This is a genomic window from Pseudomonas shiyinii (assembly GCF_056725765.1).
Genome location: NZ_CM161522.1, coordinates 4,008,815 through 4,025,707, shown reverse-complemented (window position 1 = coordinate 4,025,707; position 16,893 = coordinate 4,008,815). Strand labels below are relative to the sequence as shown.

The following is a 16,893-nucleotide window of genomic DNA, read 5'->3' as shown; positions in this document are numbered from 1 at the left end:
TGGCGGTGTCTCTGAGAACAGCGCAGGACAGGTGGGAGCCGGCTTGCCGGCGATTGGCCTTTGCGGGCTCAGGCTATTTGCGGGCCTTGAGGATCACGAACTTCGGTGTCGCCGCCACCTGCTCCACCCCCCGGAACAACCGCCCCAGCTTGCTGTGATAGCCCAGGTGGCGGTTGCCTACGATATAAAGCGCCCCACCTACCACCAGTGCTTCGCGGGCCTGCTGGAACATGCGCCAGGCAAGGAAATCCCCGACCACCTGCTGCTGGTGGAACGGCGGGTTGCAGAGCACCACGTCCAGCGACTGTTTTTCCTGCCCGGCCAGACCATCGGCAGGGTGGATCTCCACGTCTCGATCCCCGAGCGCGGCGCGCCAGTTCTCCTGGGCCGACTGCACCGCCATGTACGACTCGTCCACCAGGGTGTAGTGCGCATCGGGGTTGGCCAGGGCGCTGGCGATCGCCAGCACGCCATTGCCGCAGCCAAGGTCGGCCACACGTGCCTGGCCCAGGTCGCGGGGCAGGTGGGGCAGGAAGGCACGGGTGCCGATGTCCAGCCCTTCGCGGCAGAACACGTTGGCATGGTTGACCAGTTCCAGGGGCGGCGTGTCCAGGCGATAGCGGCTGGGGTAGGGCGAGCGCGCGGCAGGACGTTCGGCGACGGTCGCGGTGAGCAGGCGCGCCTTCTTCTGCGCCAGCGAAGCCTGCACCGGGCCGATGTACTTCTCCATCAGATCGCCTGCGGCGCGGGGCAGGTGCTTGATCATGGCGCCGGCGATCACTTGGGCGCCTGGGGCCAGGTGGCCTTGCAGACGGATCAGTTGCTCCTCGAGCAGGGCCAAGGTCTTTGGCACGCGTACCAGCACACGGTCGAACGCCCCCTGCCAGGCCTCGCTGGCCGGCACGAAGGGTACGGCGTCGAACGGCTTGCCGTTGCGTACGAGGTTCTTTTGCAGCGCCAGGTGGCCCAGGTGCGAGTCGCCGCTGCTGGTCACCGCTACGTGGCCGACCAGGCTGGCGGCCAGGGCACCGAAGCTGTCGTTGAGCACCAGCACCCGGCAATCGGCGGCAGGCGCCTGGCTGGCCAGGTGCGCCAGCAGGTACTCGTCGGCTGCGTCGAAGGCTTGCAGGGGATCGTTGGCCTGGTCCGGCTGGCGGATCAGGTCAAGTTCGGCGAAGGGGCTGGTCAGCAGGGGCATGGCGTAGGGCTCGGTGCGGATCTGCTCGGCGCGGACCACGACGAGCTTCAGGGGCGCGATTCTACAGGGCTTTACCGCCGACTTGTACGACGAGGCCCTACAAACCGTCGGTGTTCATCCCTGACGCTTTGCGCGACACTGGGCGCACCTGCACGATGGAGTCCGTCATGACCGCCAGCGCCGACAAGTTCACCCGCCAGACCCTGCTCGACGTCCAGCCGTTGACCCCCAGCCTGTTCACCTTGCGTGTCACCCGCGACGCAGGGTTTCGCTTTCGCGCCGGGCAGTTTGCCCGGCTGGGCGTGACCAAGGCCGATGGCAGCGTGGTATGGCGGGCCTATTCGATGGTCAGTGCCCCCCATGACGAGTTCCTCGACTTCTTCTCCATCGTCGTGCCGGGCGGTGAGTTCACCAGCGAGCTGAGCCGCCTGGGCGAGGGCGACAGCCTGCTGATCGACCGCCAGGCCTTCGGTTACCTGACCCTTGACCGCTTCGTCGGTGGCCGCGACCTGTGGCTGCTGGCCACCGGTACCGGCATCGCGCCGTTCATGTCGATCCTGCAAGACTTCGAGGCCTGGGAGCGGTTCGACAACATCAAGCTGGTGTACTCGGTGCGCGAAGCGAAGGAGCTGGCCTACCTGGACCTGATCGCAGGGCTCGAGCAGCGCGACTACCTGGCGGAGTTCGCGGGCAAGCTGCAGTTCATCCCGGTGGTCACTCGCGAGCAGCACCCGGGGGCATTGAACGCGCGGATCACCACGTTGATCGAAAACGGCGAGCTGGAAAGGGCGGCGGGGCTGGCGCTGTCGCCGGAGCATTCGCGGATCATGCTGTGCGGCAACCCGGACATGATCGACGACACACGCAAGGTGCTGAAGGCGCGCGACCTGCAATTGAGCCTGAGCAAGCGGCCGGGGCAGGTGGCGGTGGAGAACTACTGGTAACGCGGTGCTGAATTCATCGCGGGACACGCCCGCTCCCACATGAGGCACATAGGGGCTTCTGTGGGAGCGGGCTTGTCCCGCGATGAAGGTATCGCTTACTGCCGGTTCTGCGCCTTGAGCAGGTCGCGAATCTCGGTCAGCAGGGTTTCCTCGGCGCTCGGTACGGGCGGGGCGCTCGGGGCCACGGCTTCCTCGCGTTTGAGGCGGTTGATCGCCTTCACACCCATGAAGATGGCGAATGCCACGATCAAGAAGTCGATCACGGTCTGGATGAACTTGCCATAGGCCAGCACCACCGCTGGCACATCACCCTCGGCTGCCTTGAGCGTGATCGCCAGGTCGCTGAAGTCCACACCACCGATCAACAAGCCCAGCGGAGGCATGATCACGTCGCCCACGAAGGACGATACGATCTTGCCGAAGGCCGCGCCGATGATGATACCGACTGCCATGTCGACGACATTTCCCTTGACCGCGAAGGCCTTGAATTCACTGAGCATTCCCATGGTTTATTCCTTGTAACAAATGGAGAGGTATTCGCAGTTTAAGCCAGCAATTCGCTTCATGCGTTGCGGTGCGGCTACAGACTACGTTTAGTGCGAATAGTTTTGTCGTCTCAAGACGCGTTCGAGACACGTCCGGCTCGGCTATCATGGCGATTTTTCCAGGAGACTGAGCCCATGGCCAAGGCCAAGCGCTTGTATGGCTGCACCGAGTGCGGCGCGACCTTCCCCAAATGGGCCGGCCAATGTGGCGAATGCGGGGCCTGGAACACCCTGGTCGAGACCATGATCGAAAGCGGCGGTGCCGCGGCTCCTGCCGGGCGCACCGGTTGGGCCGGGCAGCAGGCACAGATCAAGACCTTGGCCGAGGTCAGTGTCGAGGAGATCCCGCGCTTCACCACCAGCAGCGCTGAGCTGGACCGTGTGCTCGGCGGCGGGCTGGTGGACGGATCGGTGGTGCTGATCGGTGGTGACCCGGGTATCGGCAAGTCGACCATCTTGCTGCAGACGCTGTGCAACATCGCCACGCGGATGCCGGCTCTCTATGTCACCGGTGAGGAGTCCCAGCAGCAGGTGGCCATGCGCTCACGCCGCCTGGGCCTGCCCCAGGACCAGCTCAAGGTCATGACCGAGACCTGCATCGAGTCGATCATCGCCACCGCACGCCAGGAAAAACCGCGGGTCATGGTCATCGACTCGATCCAGACCATCTTCACCGAACAACTGCAGTCGGCCCCCGGCGGCGTGGCCCAGGTGCGCGAGAGCACGGCCTTGCTGGTGCGCTATGCCAAGCAGAGCGGCACGGCGATCTTCCTGGTCGGCCATGTGACCAAGGAAGGTTCGCTGGCCGGCCCGCGCGTGCTCGAGCACATGGTCGATACGGTGCTGTACTTCGAAGGGGAATCGGATGGGCGCCTGCGCTTGTTGCGTGCGGTGAAGAACCGCTTTGGCGCGGTCAACGAGCTGGGCGTGTTCGGCATGACCGACCGAGGCTTGAAGGAGGTATCCAACCCGTCGGCGATCTTCCTCAACCGCACCCAGGAAGAAGTCCCCGGTAGCGTGGTCATGGCCACCTGGGAGGGCACCCGGCCGATGCTGGTGGAAGTGCAGGCGCTGGTGGACGACAGCCACCTGGCCAACCCCCGGCGCGTGACCCTGGGCCTGGACCAGAACCGCCTGGCCATGTTGCTGGCGGTCCTGCACCGTCATGGTGGTATTCCCACCCATGACCAGGACGTGTTCCTCAACGTGGTGGGTGGGGTGAAGGTGCTGGAGACCGCTTCGGACCTGGCCTTGCTGGCCGCAGTGATGTCCAGCCTGCGCAATCGCCCGCTGGCCCATGGGCTGCTGGTGTTCGGTGAGATCGGCCTGTCGGGCGAGGTGCGCCCGGTACCCAGTGGCCAGGAGCGCCTGAAGGAAGCCGCCAAGCATGGCTTCAAACGGGCCATCGTGCCCAAGGGCAACGCACCTAAGGAGGCGCCGGCGGGGTTGCAGGTCATTGCCGTGACGCGTCTGGAGCAGGCGTTGGATGCATTGTTCGAATAGGACGCGCCGTTGCTGGGGCTGCCTTGCAGCCCTTTCGCGGCACAAGGCCGCTCCTGCAGGTGATCGCGATTGCCTGTAGGAGCGGCCTTGTGCCGCGAAAGGGGCGCAAAGCGCCCCCATTTATAAAGAAAAAGGGGAGCCGACGATGCGCATCGGCTCCCCTCGATCACCCCTGCGGGCGATCAGTGCTCGGCTAGCGCCTTGCGCCGGGGCGCTTCGTTGCCGTGCTCGTCGAGTTCCATCACCGGTACCTCGTTGCCATCGGCATCGAACAGCTTGCCATCCTTGAAGTAGTCACCATCGCGCAGGCACGAGATGTCCGAATACTGGATGGTGCGCTCGTAGCCGGCGGCGAACACCGATTGCTGGTCCGAGTTGCCGGTCTTGAAGTGGTTGAAGATCAAGTTCAGCAGGATCGCCATGATCGCCGCGGAGCTGATGCCCGAGTGGAAGATGGTTTCGAACCAGCTCGGGAAGTGGTGGTAGAAGGTCGGTGCGGCGATCGGGATCATGCCGAAGCCCAGGGAGGCGGCGACGATGATCAGGTTGACGTTGTTCTTGTAGTTGACCGTCGCCAGGGTGCGGATGCCACTGGCCGCCACGGTGCCGAACAATACGATGCCCGCACCACCCAGTACCGGGGTCGGTACCGCGGCAATCACCCGGCCCATGATCGGCAGCAGGCCCAGCACCACCAGGATCACGCCGCCTGTGGCCACCACGTAGCGGCTTTTCACGCCGGTCACGGCCACCAGCCCCACGTTCTGGGCGAAGGCGCTTTGGGTGAAGGAGCCGAAGATCGGTGCCAGGATGCTCGAAGCCATATCGGCGCGCAGGCCGTTGCCCAGGCGCTTGGAGTCGACCTTGGTGTCGATGATCTCACCTACGGCGAGGATGTCCGCCGAGGTTTCCACCAGGGTCACCATGATCACGATGCACATCGACAGGATTGCGGCGATGTGGAAGGTCGGCATGCCGAAGTGGAAGGGGGTGGGGAAGGCGAAGACCGGGCCTTCGGTGACCTTGCTGAAGTCGGTCATGCCCAGGGCCCAGGCGATCAGGGTCCCGATCACCATGGCCAGGAGGATCGACAGGCGCGAGATGGTCGCACTGCCCAATTTGCTCAGCAGCAGCACGATGGCGAAGGTCAGCGCCGCCAGGCCGATGTTGGCCACGCTGCCGAACTCCGGCGATGCGCTGTTGCCGCCCATGACCCAGCGCGCGGCGACCGGCATGAGCGTCAGGCCGATGGTGGTGATGACGATACCGGTCACCAGCGGCGGGAAGAACTTGGTGATGCGCGAGAACACCGGAGTGATCAGGAAGCCGATGAGCGAGGCCGCCATGACCGCACCGAGTACGCCTGGCAGGCCACCGCCATCCTGGCTGCTGAGGATCGCGCCCATGGTCGCCACGCCTGCGAACGAAACCCCTTGAACCAGCGGCAGCTGGCAACCGAAGAACGGCAGGCCCAGAGTCTGCAGCAAGGTTGCCAGGCCACCGGCGAACAACGAGGCGGCGATCAGAATGCCGATTTCGGCCGGGGCCAGGCCGGCAGCCTGACCCAGGATCAGGGGTACGGCGACGATGCCCCCATACATGGTCAATACATGTTGCAGACCATAAGCCAAGTTGGCACCAAGCCCGAGATTTTCATCTTCGGGACGCTTGGTGGGAGACGTGCTAGGGGACGTAGTCATGGAGCAGGCTCACTTGTTTATTGTTGTGCCGCTACTGTAGACAATTCCTACAAACAAATACTACAGGAATTGTATACAAGATTTTGATCGGAGCACCAACCGGGGTAACCGCCGGGCGCGGTTCAAGTGAATGCAGAATGCGTTCCAAGGTGGCAAAGGCGGTACTAGAGGGGTGTGTACAACCCACTATACCCAGCGCAGAAAGCTGTCTGGGTAGACAGGAAACACTTGGGGGTTAGAACGTTAGCAAGCTAAGAGATATCAATATTCGATGAGTTCGCGCAGTTCACGCATCATTTCAGTGCTGTCGGCCACGTTCAGCTCAACAAGACGGTGCAAATGGCTCATCGAATCGATATCGATGTAGAGGCAGACGAAGCCCAGCCGCGTAGGTTCTTCGTGGCGCAGCTCCACTTGCATGCGCACTTGGGTGTCCGTGTCGAGGTGGACGATGGCATCGAAATCCTGGGTGAGGTCGGCGTCCCATGGGGAGGGGCGCTCGATCAGCAGGCCCTTGAGCGACAGGTCCAGGAGCTTGACCGGCCATCGCTTGAGGCCTTGGCGCAGCTCGGTGGGCGCATCGAAGTCGATGCGCAGGAAACGGCGGCGTTCATCATGTTCGCTCATGGGGCGGCCCTCCTGAGGGTACTTCCTGACTATAGTTGATGGTGTGTGTCGTTCAGGTACCGCAATCAGGCCGCGAAGGCTCTAGACCAAAGCAAGTATGGCAATGCGCGATGAGTGGCCCTAGACTCGATGGGCGGTCTTTTCCAATCCACCAGCTGGAAGCAAACCATGAACAACAATAATAGCCTGCTACGCCACATTCCGTGGCTGGCGCTGGCAGTCATAGGCGCCTGTGCGCTGGGCGTGGTCGCCCTGCGTCGCGGCGAGGCGATCAACGCCTTGTGGATCGTGGTCGCGGCAGTGGCCCTCTACCTGGTCGCCTATCGCTACTACAGCCTGTTCATCGCCACCAAGGTGATGCAGCTCGATCCTCGTCGGGCCACCCCGGCGGTACTCAACAACGATGGCCTGGACTACGTCCCGACCAACAAACACATTCTGTTCGGCCATCACTTCGCCGCCATTGCCGGCGCCGGCCCCCTGGTGGGCCCGGTGCTCGCGGCGCAGATGGGCTACCTGCCCGGCACGCTCTGGCTCATCGCCGGCGTGGTCCTGGCCGGTGCGGTGCAGGACTTCATGGTCCTGTTCCTCTCCACCCGTCGCAACGGCCGGTCCCTGGGGGACATGGTCCGCGAGGAGATGGGCCGTATCCCGGGCACCATCGCCCTGTTCGGCTGCTTCCTGATCATGATCATCATCCTCGCGGTGCTGGCGCTGATCGTGGTCAAGGCACTGGCCGAGAGCCCATGGGGCATGTTCACGGTGATGGCAACCATCCCGATCGCGATGTTCATGGGCGTCTACATGCGCTACATCCGCCCGGGCCGCATCGGCGAGATCTCGGTCATCGGCGTGGTCCTGCTGCTGCTGTCGATCTGGCTGGGGGGCCAGGTGGCGGCAGATCCGACCTGGGGCCCGGCGTTCACCTTCACCGGCGTGCAGATCACCTGGATGCTGGTGGGCTATGGTTTCGTCGCCGCTGTCCTGCCGGTATGGCTGGTACTGGCGCCGCGTGACTACCTGTCGACCTTCCTCAAGATCGGCACCATCGTGGGCTTGGCCATCGGTATCCTGATCATCGCACCTGAGCTGAAGATGCCGGCCCTGACCCAGTTCACCGACGGTACCGGCCCGGTGTGGAAGGGCACCCTGTTCCCGTTCCTGTTCATCACCATCGCCTGTGGCGCGGTGTCCGGCTTCCACGCGCTGATCTCCTCGGGGACCACGCCCAAGCTGCTGGACAACGAGGTCAACGCCCGCTACATCGGCTACGGCGGCATGCTGATGGAGTCGTTCGTCGCCATCATGGCCATGGTCGCTGCCTCGGTCATCGAGCCGGGCGTGTACTTCGCCATGAACAGCCCGGCCGCGGTGGTCGGCGCCGATGTTGCGTCGGTGGCCCAGACCGTCAGCAGTTGGGGCTTCATGATCACCCCCGAACAGCTCGAGGCGACCGCCCGCGACATCGGCGAGCACACTGTGCTGGCCCGTGCCGGTGGCGCACCGACCCTGGCGGTGGGGATCGCACAGATCCTTCACCAGGTGCTGCCGGGTGAGAACACCATGGCGTTCTGGTACCACTTCGCGATCCTGTTCGAAGCGCTGTTCATCCTCACCGCGGTGGACGCCGGTACCCGTGCCGGTCGCTTCATGCTGCAGGATCTGCTGGGCAGCTTCGTCCCGGCGCTCAAGCGTACCGACTCGTGGGGCGCCAACCTGATCGGCACCGCCGGTTGCGTGGCGCTGTGGGGCTACCTGCTGTACCAAGGTGTGATCGACCCACTGGGCGGCATCAATACCCTGTGGCCGCTGTTCGGTATCTCCAACCAGATGCTGGCCGGTATCGCCCTGATGCTCGGCACCGTGGTGCTGATCAAGATGAAGCGCCAGCAGTACGTCTGGGTCACCTTGCTGCCGGCTGTCTGGCTGCTGATCTGCACCACCGCCGCGGGCCTGATCAAGCTGTTCGACCCGAACCCGGCCGTGGGCTTCCTGGCCCTGGCCAACAAGTACAGCGTGGCCCTGGACGCAGGCCAGGTGCTGGCACCGGCCAAGAACATCGACCAGATGCAACACGTGATCTACAACGCGTACACCAACGCGGGCCTGACCGTGCTGTTCCTGTTGGTGGTGTTCAGCGTGCTGTTCTTCGCCATCAAGGTCGGCATCGCCGCCCTGGGGCGCAAGGAGCGCAGCGACAAGGAAACCCCGTTCCAGGCGCTGCCTGACGCGTGACACAAGAGGAAAGCCGTAATGTTCAACGACCTGGGGCGACTGGGTAAGTACTTGGGGCAGGCCGCCCGGCTGATGGTCGGCATGCCCGACTACGACAACTATGTCGAGCACATGCAGGCCAAGCATCCGGACAAGCCGGTGATGAGCTACGAGGCGTTCTTCCGGGAACGCCAGGAAGCGCGTTACGGTGGCAAGTCCGGGCCCAAGTGTTGTTGAACTCGAAGCACTGAGCTGTCCCGGCCTCATCGCCGGCAAGCCGGCTCCCACAGGAATGCTATATGCGGCGCCTGTGGGAGCCGGCTTGCCGGCGATGGGGCCATTGTTTTTTTCCGCACAGGAGATGTACCGCGTGCAGACGCCTATTCCCGTAACCGTACTCACAGGCTTTCTCGGTGCCGGCAAGACCACATTGCTCAAGCACATGCTCAAGGCCGAGCACGGCCTGAAGATTGCCGTGATCGAAAACGAGTTCAGCGAAGCCGGTATCGACAGTCAGCTGCTGGGTGACGAGCCGGTGCAGGTCATGACCCTTGCCAACGGCTGCGTGTGCTGCACCATCCACACCGACCTGACCAAGGCCCTGTACCTGCTGCTCGAGCGCCTGGATGCCGGCGAGATCGCCTTCGACCGCCTAGTGATCGAATGCACGGGCCTGGCCGACCCTGCGCCTGTGGCGCAAACCTTCTTCATCGACGAAGACCTGCGTGAACGCTACCTCCTCGACGGCATCATCACCCTGGTGGACGCCGCCCATGCCGACGTGCACCTCGCCCAGGCCATCGCCCAGGCCCAGGTGGGTTTCGCCGACCGCCTGCTGCTGAGCAAGACCGACCTGGTCGAGCCCGCAACGGTCGAGGCCTTGCAGGCGCGTTTGGCGCGTATCAATGGCCGCGCTGCTATCCGCGTGGTCGAGCATGGCCGCATCGAGCTGGCCGAATTGCTCGATGTGCGTGGCTTCAACCTCAACACCGACCTGGGCGCCAACCTCAAGCCGGCCCTGCGCCCACTGCTCAAGCACACGGACCGCATCTCGACGTTGGTGCTGCGCACCGATACCCCACTGGACATCGACCGGCTCAGCGACTTCATGAACGAGTTGCTGGAAAATCATGGCAAACAGTTGCTGCGCTACAAAGGCGTGCTGAACATCGCCGGTGAGGATCGCCGCCTGGTGTTCCAGGGCGTGCTCAAGTTGTATGGCTTCGACTGGGATGCCGAGTGGGGGGAAGGGGAAGCGCGCGAGAGCGTGATGGTGTTCATTGCCGACGAATTGCCGGAAGAGAAGATCCGGGCGGGGTTCGAGGCGCTGGGTTAAGGTTTGAAAACGATTGGGGCCGCAAAGCGGCCCCAATGGTCAATCAGTTGCCGTACACCGGCAGCTTCTTGCAGATCGCCTTGACCTTCTCGCGAACGGCATCGATCACCGCTTCGTTGTTCAGGTCAGCCAGGATGTCGCAGATCCAGCCAGCCAGTTCACGGCACTCGGCTTCCTTGAAGCCACGGGTGGTCACGGCCGGGGTGCCGAAACGCAGGCCCGAGGTGACGAACGGGGAGCGTGGGTCGTTCGGTACCGAGTTCTTGTTGACGGTGATGAACGCTTTGCCCAGGGCGGCGTCGGCGTCTTTGCCGGAGATGTCCTGCTTGATCAGCGACAGCAGGAACAGGTGGTTCTGGGTGCCGCCGGATACGACGTCGAAGCCACGCTCGATGAACACGCTGGCCATGGCCTGGGCGTTCTTCACCACTTGCTGCTGGTAGGCCTTGAACTCAGGCTGCAGGGCTTCCTTGAAGCAGATGGCCTTGGCAGCGATGACGTGCTCCAGCGGGCCGCCCTGGGCGCCCGGGAAGACGGCTGCGTTGAGCTTCTTCTCGATCTCTTCGTTCTTGCGAGCGAGGATCAGGCCGCCACGTGGGCCGCGCAGGGTCTTGTGGGTGGTGGTGGTGACCACGTCGGCGAACGGCACCGGGTTCGGGTAGACGCCAGCGGCGACCAGGCCGGCCACGTGGGCCATGTCGACGAACAGGTAGGCACCGACCTTGTCGGCGATGGCGCGGAAGCGGGCGAAGTCCAGTACCTGGGAGTAGGCCGAGAAGCCGGCGACGATCATCTTCGGCTTGTGCTCGACCGCCAGGCGCTCGACTTCGTCGTAGTCGATCAGGCCGTTGGCATCGATGCCGTACTGGATGGCGTTGTACAGCTTGCCCGAGGAGCTGACGCTGGCGCCGTGGGTCAGGTGGCCGCCATGGGCCAGGCTCATGCCCAGGATGGTATCGCCAGCCGACAGCAGGGCCAGGTAGACCGCAGCGTTGGCCTGGGAGCCGGCGTGCGGCTGGACGTTGGCGTAGTCGGCGCCGAACAGTTGCTTGGCGCGGTCGATGGCCAGTTGCTCGACGACATCGACGTACTCGCAACCACCGTAGTAGCGCTTGCCTGGGTAGCCTTCGGCGTACTTGTTGGTCAGTACCGAGCCCTGGGCTTCCATGACCGCGGGGCTGGTGTAGTTTTCAGAAGCGATCAGCTCGATGTGCTCTTCCTGGCGCAGAGCTTCTTGCTGCATGGCTTCGAAGAGCTCGGCGTCGTACTTGGCAATGGTCAAATCACGGCTGAACATGGCGGTCCTCAAGGATCGGGCTGAATTGGGGGGGCATTCTAACCGATTGATCGGCGCCTGGCATATGAAGTGGCATCAAGTTGCGGACCGATGGGGCTCATGTTACAGGCCGCGTGGCGACTGGGCTTCAGTTGACTTTCAGGTCCGGTTTTTTGCCTGCTGCGCTGGGCCCTGTAGATACCGTCTTGACCCTCACCCCGCAAGGGCGATTTGAGGGTCAAACGGTTTACCGGACTTCACCACGCCATACACCAGGTGCAAAAGCTTGCGCATAGCAGCGCAAACTATCTGCTTATAGGCTTTACGCCGGCTGTTCAAACGCTCTGCCAGTGCCTTCACGACCGGGTTGTGTCTGATCGAGACCGTGCCTGACATCCACAAGCCGGCGCGCAGCCTCGGCGCTCCTGTGCGAGAAATGGTCGATTGGCCAATCTTCTCCCCCGATTGATGGATCATCGGGTTCAGACCTGCAAACGCAACAATGGCTGACGGGCTTTCGTATTTCAGCGGATCACCCAGTTCTGCGAGGATCAGTGCGGCTGTGGTATCACCCAGACCATCAATCGATGTAATCAGTTTTCGCCGTTGGCGCAGATCCGGATCGTCATCGATCGTCTGCTCAATCGCCTTGCGGGTTTTCTCTATTTCTTCGGTGATATGCCCAATTACAGCTCTGATTGACTCCTGCACAGCTGTCTGCGCCACATCCAGACGGTTCTGCTCCATCTGCTGCATTTCTTTCAGGTCGTCCAGACGCCGTACTAAGGCCCGCAAACGCCGCTGAGCTGGCGGCTCAGGCTCCCACTGACGGAGCTCATCCTGTTTTTGCTGGCCATAAGCAGCAATAACCTTGGCATCAGCCTTATCGGTTTTGACGCGTCGAAGGTCGGCCTCGGCAAACTTGGCAATTACGGCGGGATTCAGAATGCACACCCGGTAACCCTTGGCATGAAGGCAATCGGCAAGCGCCTCGTGATAAGTGCCAGTGGCCTCCATGACAACCCAGGCACGCGGTTCGGCATGTTTCTCAAGCCAGGTTGCGAACTGCTCAAAACCACTCGGATCATTGGACAGCTTGGCCTTGGTGCGAACCTTCCCATTGGGAAGTGGAGTCGCAATATCGAAGGATCGCTTGGCTACATCGACGCCAACAACAACAGACATGATCTTCTCCTTCAGACAACGAAAGTTCGATCACCCAGCACTCGGTTCAACCTTGTGAATGCGTGCTCACGCCGGGGGCGGGCACTAGATACCGTTCGAACTGTTCGAGTGGGGTTGGAGGGTCTGAGCGTTATCTACAATACGGGCTCGATGCCCTTGGAGCGGCTCCGCTTCATGACCCTCCCTCGATGATCAGTCGAGAACTTTCGCCTCTTGGAAGGCGAAAGTCGAGATACAAGGAGCGGCCTTGTGCCGCGAAAGGGCTGCAAGGCAGCCCCGGCAATCTCTGTCAGGACGCAGATCCTGGGGGCGCTTCGCACCCCTTTCGCGGCACAAGGCCGCTCCTACAGGGGCCGTATGGCACCACGGTCACTGGAACATGAACAGGGTCTCGTTGCTGAACTGCGCCTCGAACTGGCCGGCCGGCATCGGCCGCCCGAACAGGTAGCCCTGCACCTCGTCGCAGCCGTGTTCGCGCAGGAACTCCAGCTGTTCATGGGTTTCCACACCCTCGGCGATCACCGCCAGGTTCAGGCTGTGGGCCATGGCGATGATCGCACGGGCGATCTGCGCATCCTGCTCGCCCTCGGGCAGGCCGTCGACGAAGGTGCGGTCGATCTTCAGCACGTCGATGGGGAATTGCTTGAGGTAGTTCAGCGACGAATAGCCGGTGCCGAAGTCGTCGACCGCGATGCTCAGGCCCAGGACCTTCAAACCGTCGAGGATCTGCATGGCCTCGTCAACGTCGCGCATCAGGATGCTCTCGGTCAGTTCCAGCTCGAGGCAGGCCGGCGGCAGGCCGGTTTCCTCGAGGATGGTGGCGATGCGCGTGCCCAGCTGGCCGTCTGAGAACTGCCGTGCCGAGATGTTCACCGAAACCTTGGGCACCCGCACCTTGGCCTTGTGCCAGGCCTTGAGCTGGCGGCTGGCTTCGCGCAGCACCCAGTCGCCGACGTCCACCACCAGGCCCAGCTCCTCGATCACCGGGATGAAGTCGCCCGGCGGTACCAGCCCCCGGCGCGGGTGGCGCCAGCGCAACAGGGCCTCGGCCCCGGTCAGCCGCTTGCCATCGCCGCTGAACTGCGGCTGGTAGTAGAGGATGAATTCGTTCTGCTCCAGTGCATGGCGCAGGTCGCTCTCCAGCTCCAGGCGCTCCAGGGCGCTGGCGTTCATGTCCGCCTGGTAGAACTGGAAGTTGTTCTTGCCGCGTTCCTTGGCGTGGTACATGGCGGTGTCGGCGTTCTTCATCAACTGGCTCAGTTCGCTGCCGTCCTGCGGGCTCAGGGCGATGCCGATGCTGGCGGTGACGAAGAACTCGCGGTTTTCCAGCACGAACGGCCGCACCAGGCTGCCGAGAATGTTCTCAGCCACATGGATGGCGCGGTTCAGGGCCATCTCGCGGCTGGCCCGGGGCTGCAGCAGCAGGGTGAATTCATCGCCGCCCATGCGCGCCACGGTGTCATCGTCATCGACGCAGGCCAGCAGGCGCTGGGCCATGTCCTTGAGCATGCGGTCGCCCGCGGCATGGCCGAGGGAGTCGTTGATCGGCTTGAAGCGGTCCAGGTCCAGGAACATCAGCACCACCCACGCCTTGTGCCGCTCGGCCTGTTGCAGCGCCGTATACAGGCGGTCCTGGAACAGGGTGCGGTTGGGCAGGTGGGTCAGGGCATCGTAGTAGGCCAGGCGATGGATGCGCTGCTCGCTGGCCTTGCGCTCGCTGATGTCGGTGAAGAAGCACACGTAGCTGGCCAGGTCGCCCTCGTCGTCGAGCACCGCGGTGATGCCGACCCAGGCCGGGTAGTGTTCACCGTCACGACGCTTGAGCCAGACCTCGCCTTCCCAGCTGCCATGCTGGTGCAGTTGCTTGACCACGTAGCGCAGGTGCGCCTCTTGCTGCTCGTCGACGGTGAGCAGGCTCGGCAGTTGATCGAGCACTTCGCTGACGTCGTAGCCGCTGACCCGGCTGAACGCTTCGTTGGCCTGCACGATGTAGCCGGCCGGGTCGGTGATGAGGATGGCCGAGGTGGAATGCTCGAAGACGGTCGCGGCCATGCGCAGGTCTTTTTCTGCGCGGCGTTGCTGGCTGATGTCGCGGCCCACGCCGAGCACGCCCTCGAAGTGCTCGTGGTCGTCCCACACCAGCACCAGGCGCAGTTCGATGGGGATCTTGCGGCCGTCGGCGCGCAGGCAGTCGAACAGAAAGATCTGGGTGGGCAGCTGGCTACGCAGCTGGGCCAGTTGCTCGGTGTCGCCCAGGGCCTTGCTGACCCGCTCCAGCAGGCTGTAGATGCCAGTGAGCTGGGCCGGGTTGGCGATGATCGACTGCCAGCCGTGCTCGAAGATCCAATCGGCTGGGTAGCCCAGCACGGCCTGTACCGAGGGGCTGACGTAATTGAGCTGCAGCTGGCTATCGGTGGAAAAGATCACGTCGCTGATGCTCTCGGCCAACATGCGATAGCGCTGCTCGCTGTCGCGCAGCGACTCGCTGGCTTCGATCTGCACCGTCACGTCCTTGCCCACACCGATGATACGGGTGACCAGGCCATCGGTGTCACGGGTCAGCACCTGTTCGCGGATCTCGTACCAGCGCCAACCCCCATCGCGGTGACGGAAACGCAACTGGCAGTGCAGCGACTGATCATGGCTGGTGTCGCGCTGTTGCCGGCGCAGTTGACGATAATGGTCGGCATCCTCGGGGTGCAGCAGCAGCTCCCAGAAACGGTCGCCCATCTGCGCCAGCTCCACCCGGTCGTAGCCCAGCGTCTGGCCCAGGTGGCGGTTGCTGAAGATGATCCGCTGGCTGTGCACATCCTGGACGTAGAGCTGGTCGGGAACAGTGCGGACCACATCCGACCAGAAGCTTTCCCGCTCGAGCAGCGACAGTTCCACCTGCTTGCGGCTGGTGATATCGCTGATGCTCAAGATAACGGCCTGGTAGTCGCGCCGTTGCAATGGCAGGCGCGCCATCAGCCACAGGTGCAGTTCGCCGCCCAGGGGGGCGGGCAGGCGTACTTCGAGTTCCAGCAGGCTGCGCTGTTCGATCAGTGCGTCGATCAATTGCATGCCGACGCTTTCACGGCTGTCGCCACTGCCGTCGATCAGGCGCTGCCAGGCGCCTTCATGGCAATGCACGTTGAGCAACTGGCGGGCGACCTGGTTGATTTCGGTGATCTTCAGTTCCTGCAACAGCGTGCGGCGCAGGCTGGCGTCCAGGGCCAGGCTGTGCCGGAGTGCGGCGCGGTTGCGCAGGTGGTAGCGGTCGAGTTGGCCGGGCAGGCTGGAGAGGTCGAGCACGCACAGGGCTACGCCCGTGCCTTCGAAGATCTCGTGGTAGCGCCGGCGGTCTTCCTGCAAGGCCCGCTGCCGGCGACGCATGTTGATCAGGGCCAATACCGGCAACAGGGCACAGAACAAAACCAGTAGGCATTTGCCGATCAAGGCCGGAAGCAGCTCGGCCCGGGCTTGCCCGGCATCGAACAGGCCGCGCAACTGCCAGGTACTGTTGTCGATGAAGGCCAGCATCACGCTTTGCAGGTTGTCCGTGTCGCGGTCAGGCGCGCCTTGCCCCTGGAGCACCTGGCCGCTGCGGCTGTTTTCCAGCAGCCAGAGGCGGCCCTTGCCGGTGAGGTGTTCGGTGAGCTGCTGGTAATAATCGCTGGACAGGCGCAGCAGCCAGTAACCGCGATCCGGGTCGGCCGGCTGGCGCAGCAGCAGGTAGATGAAGCGGTTGTCGGCCGAGTTGCCGAAGAAATAGGCGCCCCCCTGGTTGAGCCGCACCAGCTCGTCAAGCAATTGGCGGTCGGGGCTGCCGGAGAGGCTGTCGCCCAGGACTCGTCCGGCGCTGTCCAGCCAAGCCAGGTGGCGCAGCCCGGGCAGGCGTGCGCGCAGGGTACCGAGCACAGGCGGCAGCGCTTTTGCTGGCAGTGCGTCGGTATAAGGCTGGACCAGGTTCGCCGCCTGCTGGGCCTTGAGCGCCATGTTGAGGTTCAGGTGGTCGGCCAGCTCCGCGCTCGCCTTCAGGCTCTGCTGGTACAGGTCGGCCTGGGTATGGCGGTATTGGGCGAACAACTGCCACAACAACAGCCCCAGCAGGACCAGGGCCAGCAAAGCCAGCGCCCCCTTGAGCGAGCCACGCAAGGCACTGCCCGGAGCGGCTGGAGCAGGGCACAGCGACGGTGGTTGGGTGAGATTGGTCAAGCGTTGGACCTGCGATTTGGCTGGCGATGGCAGGGCGGACTATGCATGGGCCGTGCCCGGGCACAGGGCCGGGCGCACTATATAAGGTGACGCATGAAGCCGACTAGCATGCGCGCAATTATGGCAAAGTGCCACTCGTCTGTCCGCTGCCGATGGTCGTGGCGGGCG

12 protein-coding genes are annotated in these 16,893 nt (G+C 63.4%); 5 read left to right on the top strand and 7 right to left on the bottom strand.

Features of this window, described 5'->3' with window-relative positions; genetic code table 11:
• Positions 1 to 73: 73 nt before the first annotated feature.
• A complete protein-coding gene (locus tag ACXHGZ_RS18200; protein WP_480464092.1) occupies positions 74 to 1,198 on the bottom strand; it encodes a methyltransferase in 1,125 nt (374 codons plus the stop codon).
• A 167-nt stretch (positions 1,199 to 1,365) separates the two neighbouring features.
• On the opposite strand from ACXHGZ_RS18200, the gene ACXHGZ_RS18195 reads away from it, so the two are divergent.
• Positions 1,366 to 2,142 (top strand): ferredoxin--NADP reductase, encoded by a 777-nt coding sequence (locus ACXHGZ_RS18195; protein WP_084858454.1) that lies wholly within the window; start codon positions 1,366 to 1,368, stop codon positions 2,140 to 2,142.
• 95 nt (positions 2,143 to 2,237) lie between these two features.
• Here the strand turns inward: ACXHGZ_RS18195 and mscL are convergent, their stop codons facing one another.
• Positions 2,238 to 2,648 carry a large-conductance mechanosensitive channel protein MscL gene (gene mscL, locus ACXHGZ_RS18190; protein WP_084858453.1) on the bottom strand — a complete coding sequence of 137 codons (411 nt, stop codon included), beginning with the start codon at positions 2,646 to 2,648 and terminating at the stop codon, positions 2,238 to 2,240.
• A gap of 174 nt (positions 2,649 to 2,822) precedes the next feature.
• On the opposite strand from mscL, the gene radA reads away from it, so the two are divergent.
• On the top strand, positions 2,823 to 4,190 hold the full coding sequence (gene radA, locus ACXHGZ_RS18185; RefSeq protein WP_224456958.1) for a DNA repair protein RadA: 1,368 nt from the start codon (positions 2,823 to 2,825) through the stop codon (positions 4,188 to 4,190).
• Positions 4,191 to 4,372: 182 nt separating this feature from the next.
• Here radA and ACXHGZ_RS18180 read toward each other — a convergent pair whose 3' ends face one another.
• Together ACXHGZ_RS18180 and ACXHGZ_RS18175 are read right to left on the bottom strand one after the other, a co-directional pair.
• On the bottom strand, positions 4,373 to 5,890 hold the full coding sequence (locus ACXHGZ_RS18180; protein WP_084858451.1) for a nucleobase:cation symporter-2 family protein: 1,518 nt from the start codon (positions 5,888 to 5,890) through the stop codon (positions 4,373 to 4,375).
• 261 nt (positions 5,891 to 6,151) lie between these two features.
• Positions 6,152 to 6,517, bottom strand: a complete 366-nt coding sequence (locus ACXHGZ_RS18175) for a PilZ domain-containing protein (protein ID WP_084858450.1) — start codon at positions 6,515 to 6,517, stop codon at positions 6,152 to 6,154.
• A 168-nt stretch (positions 6,518 to 6,685) separates the two neighbouring features.
• Between ACXHGZ_RS18175 and ACXHGZ_RS18170 the strand changes: the two genes are divergently transcribed.
• The 3 genes from ACXHGZ_RS18170 (at position 6,686) to yjiA (ending at position 10,067) form a co-directional block, all read left to right on the top strand.
• The gene (locus ACXHGZ_RS18170) at positions 6,686 to 8,752 is read left to right on the top strand and encodes a carbon starvation CstA family protein (RefSeq protein ID WP_084858449.1); all 2,067 of its coding nucleotides are present in this window, start codon (positions 6,686 to 6,688) and stop codon (positions 8,750 to 8,752) included.
• An 18-nt stretch (positions 8,753 to 8,770) separates the two neighbouring features.
• Positions 8,771 to 8,968, top strand: coding sequence for a YbdD/YjiX family protein (locus ACXHGZ_RS18165; protein ID WP_027918412.1), 198 nt, complete (start codon positions 8,771 to 8,773; stop codon positions 8,966 to 8,968).
• 133 nt (positions 8,969 to 9,101) lie between these two features.
• Positions 9,102 to 10,067 (top strand): GTPase, encoded by a 966-nt coding sequence (yjiA, locus tag ACXHGZ_RS18160; RefSeq protein WP_480460809.1) that lies wholly within the window; start codon positions 9,102 to 9,104, stop codon positions 10,065 to 10,067.
• Between the two features lie 43 nt (positions 10,068 to 10,110).
• On the opposite strand, the gene glyA is transcribed toward yjiA, so the two are convergent.
• The 3 genes from glyA to ACXHGZ_RS18145 all read right to left on the bottom strand — a co-directional run bounded on the left by glyA (position 10,111) and on the right by ACXHGZ_RS18145 (position 16,725).
• The gene (gene glyA, locus ACXHGZ_RS18155; RefSeq protein ID WP_084858448.1) at positions 10,111 to 11,364 is read right to left on the bottom strand and encodes a serine hydroxymethyltransferase; all 1,254 of its coding nucleotides are present in this window, start codon (positions 11,362 to 11,364) and stop codon (positions 10,111 to 10,113) included.
• A gap of 192 nt (positions 11,365 to 11,556) precedes the next feature.
• A complete protein-coding gene (locus ACXHGZ_RS18150; RefSeq protein WP_480460242.1) occupies positions 11,557 to 12,528 on the bottom strand; it encodes an IS110 family RNA-guided transposase in 972 nt (323 codons plus the stop codon).
• 369 nt (positions 12,529 to 12,897) lie between these two features.
• The gene (locus ACXHGZ_RS18145; protein WP_480460806.1) at positions 12,898 to 16,725 is read right to left on the bottom strand and encodes a sensor domain-containing protein; all 3,828 of its coding nucleotides are present in this window, start codon (positions 16,723 to 16,725) and stop codon (positions 12,898 to 12,900) included.
• Positions 16,726 to 16,893 lie beyond the last annotated feature (168 nt).

What these genes read in the sequence shown, in the direction of transcription:
- ACXHGZ_RS18200 (WP_480464092.1), bottom strand. Translation starts at nt 1,198, where the DNA reads ATGCCCCTGCTGACCAGCCCCTTCGCCGAACTTGACCTGATCCGCCAG.
- ACXHGZ_RS18195 (WP_084858454.1), top strand. Translation starts at nt 1,366, where the DNA reads ATGACCGCCAGCGCCGACAAGTTCACCCGCCAGACCCTGCTCGACGTC.
- mscL (WP_084858453.1), bottom strand. Translation starts at nt 2,648, where the DNA reads ATGGGAATGCTCAGTGAATTCAAGGCCTTCGCGGTCAAGGGAAATGTC.
- radA (WP_224456958.1), top strand. Translation starts at nt 2,823, where the DNA reads ATGGCCAAGGCCAAGCGCTTGTATGGCTGCACCGAGTGCGGCGCGACC.
- ACXHGZ_RS18180 (WP_084858451.1), bottom strand. Translation starts at nt 5,890, where the DNA reads ATGACTACGTCCCCTAGCACGTCTCCCACCAAGCGTCCCGAAGATGAA.
- ACXHGZ_RS18175 (WP_084858450.1), bottom strand. Translation starts at nt 6,517, where the DNA reads ATGAGCGAACATGATGAACGCCGCCGTTTCCTGCGCATCGACTTCGAT.
- ACXHGZ_RS18170 (WP_084858449.1), top strand. Translation starts at nt 6,686, where the DNA reads ATGAACAACAATAATAGCCTGCTACGCCACATTCCGTGGCTGGCGCTG.
- ACXHGZ_RS18165 (WP_027918412.1), top strand. Translation starts at nt 8,771, where the DNA reads ATGTTCAACGACCTGGGGCGACTGGGTAAGTACTTGGGGCAGGCCGCC.
- glyA (WP_084858448.1), bottom strand. Translation starts at nt 11,364, where the DNA reads ATGTTCAGCCGTGATTTGACCATTGCCAAGTACGACGCCGAGCTCTTC.
- ACXHGZ_RS18150 (WP_480460242.1), bottom strand. Translation starts at nt 12,528, where the DNA reads ATGTCTGTTGTTGTTGGCGTCGATGTAGCCAAGCGATCCTTCGATATT.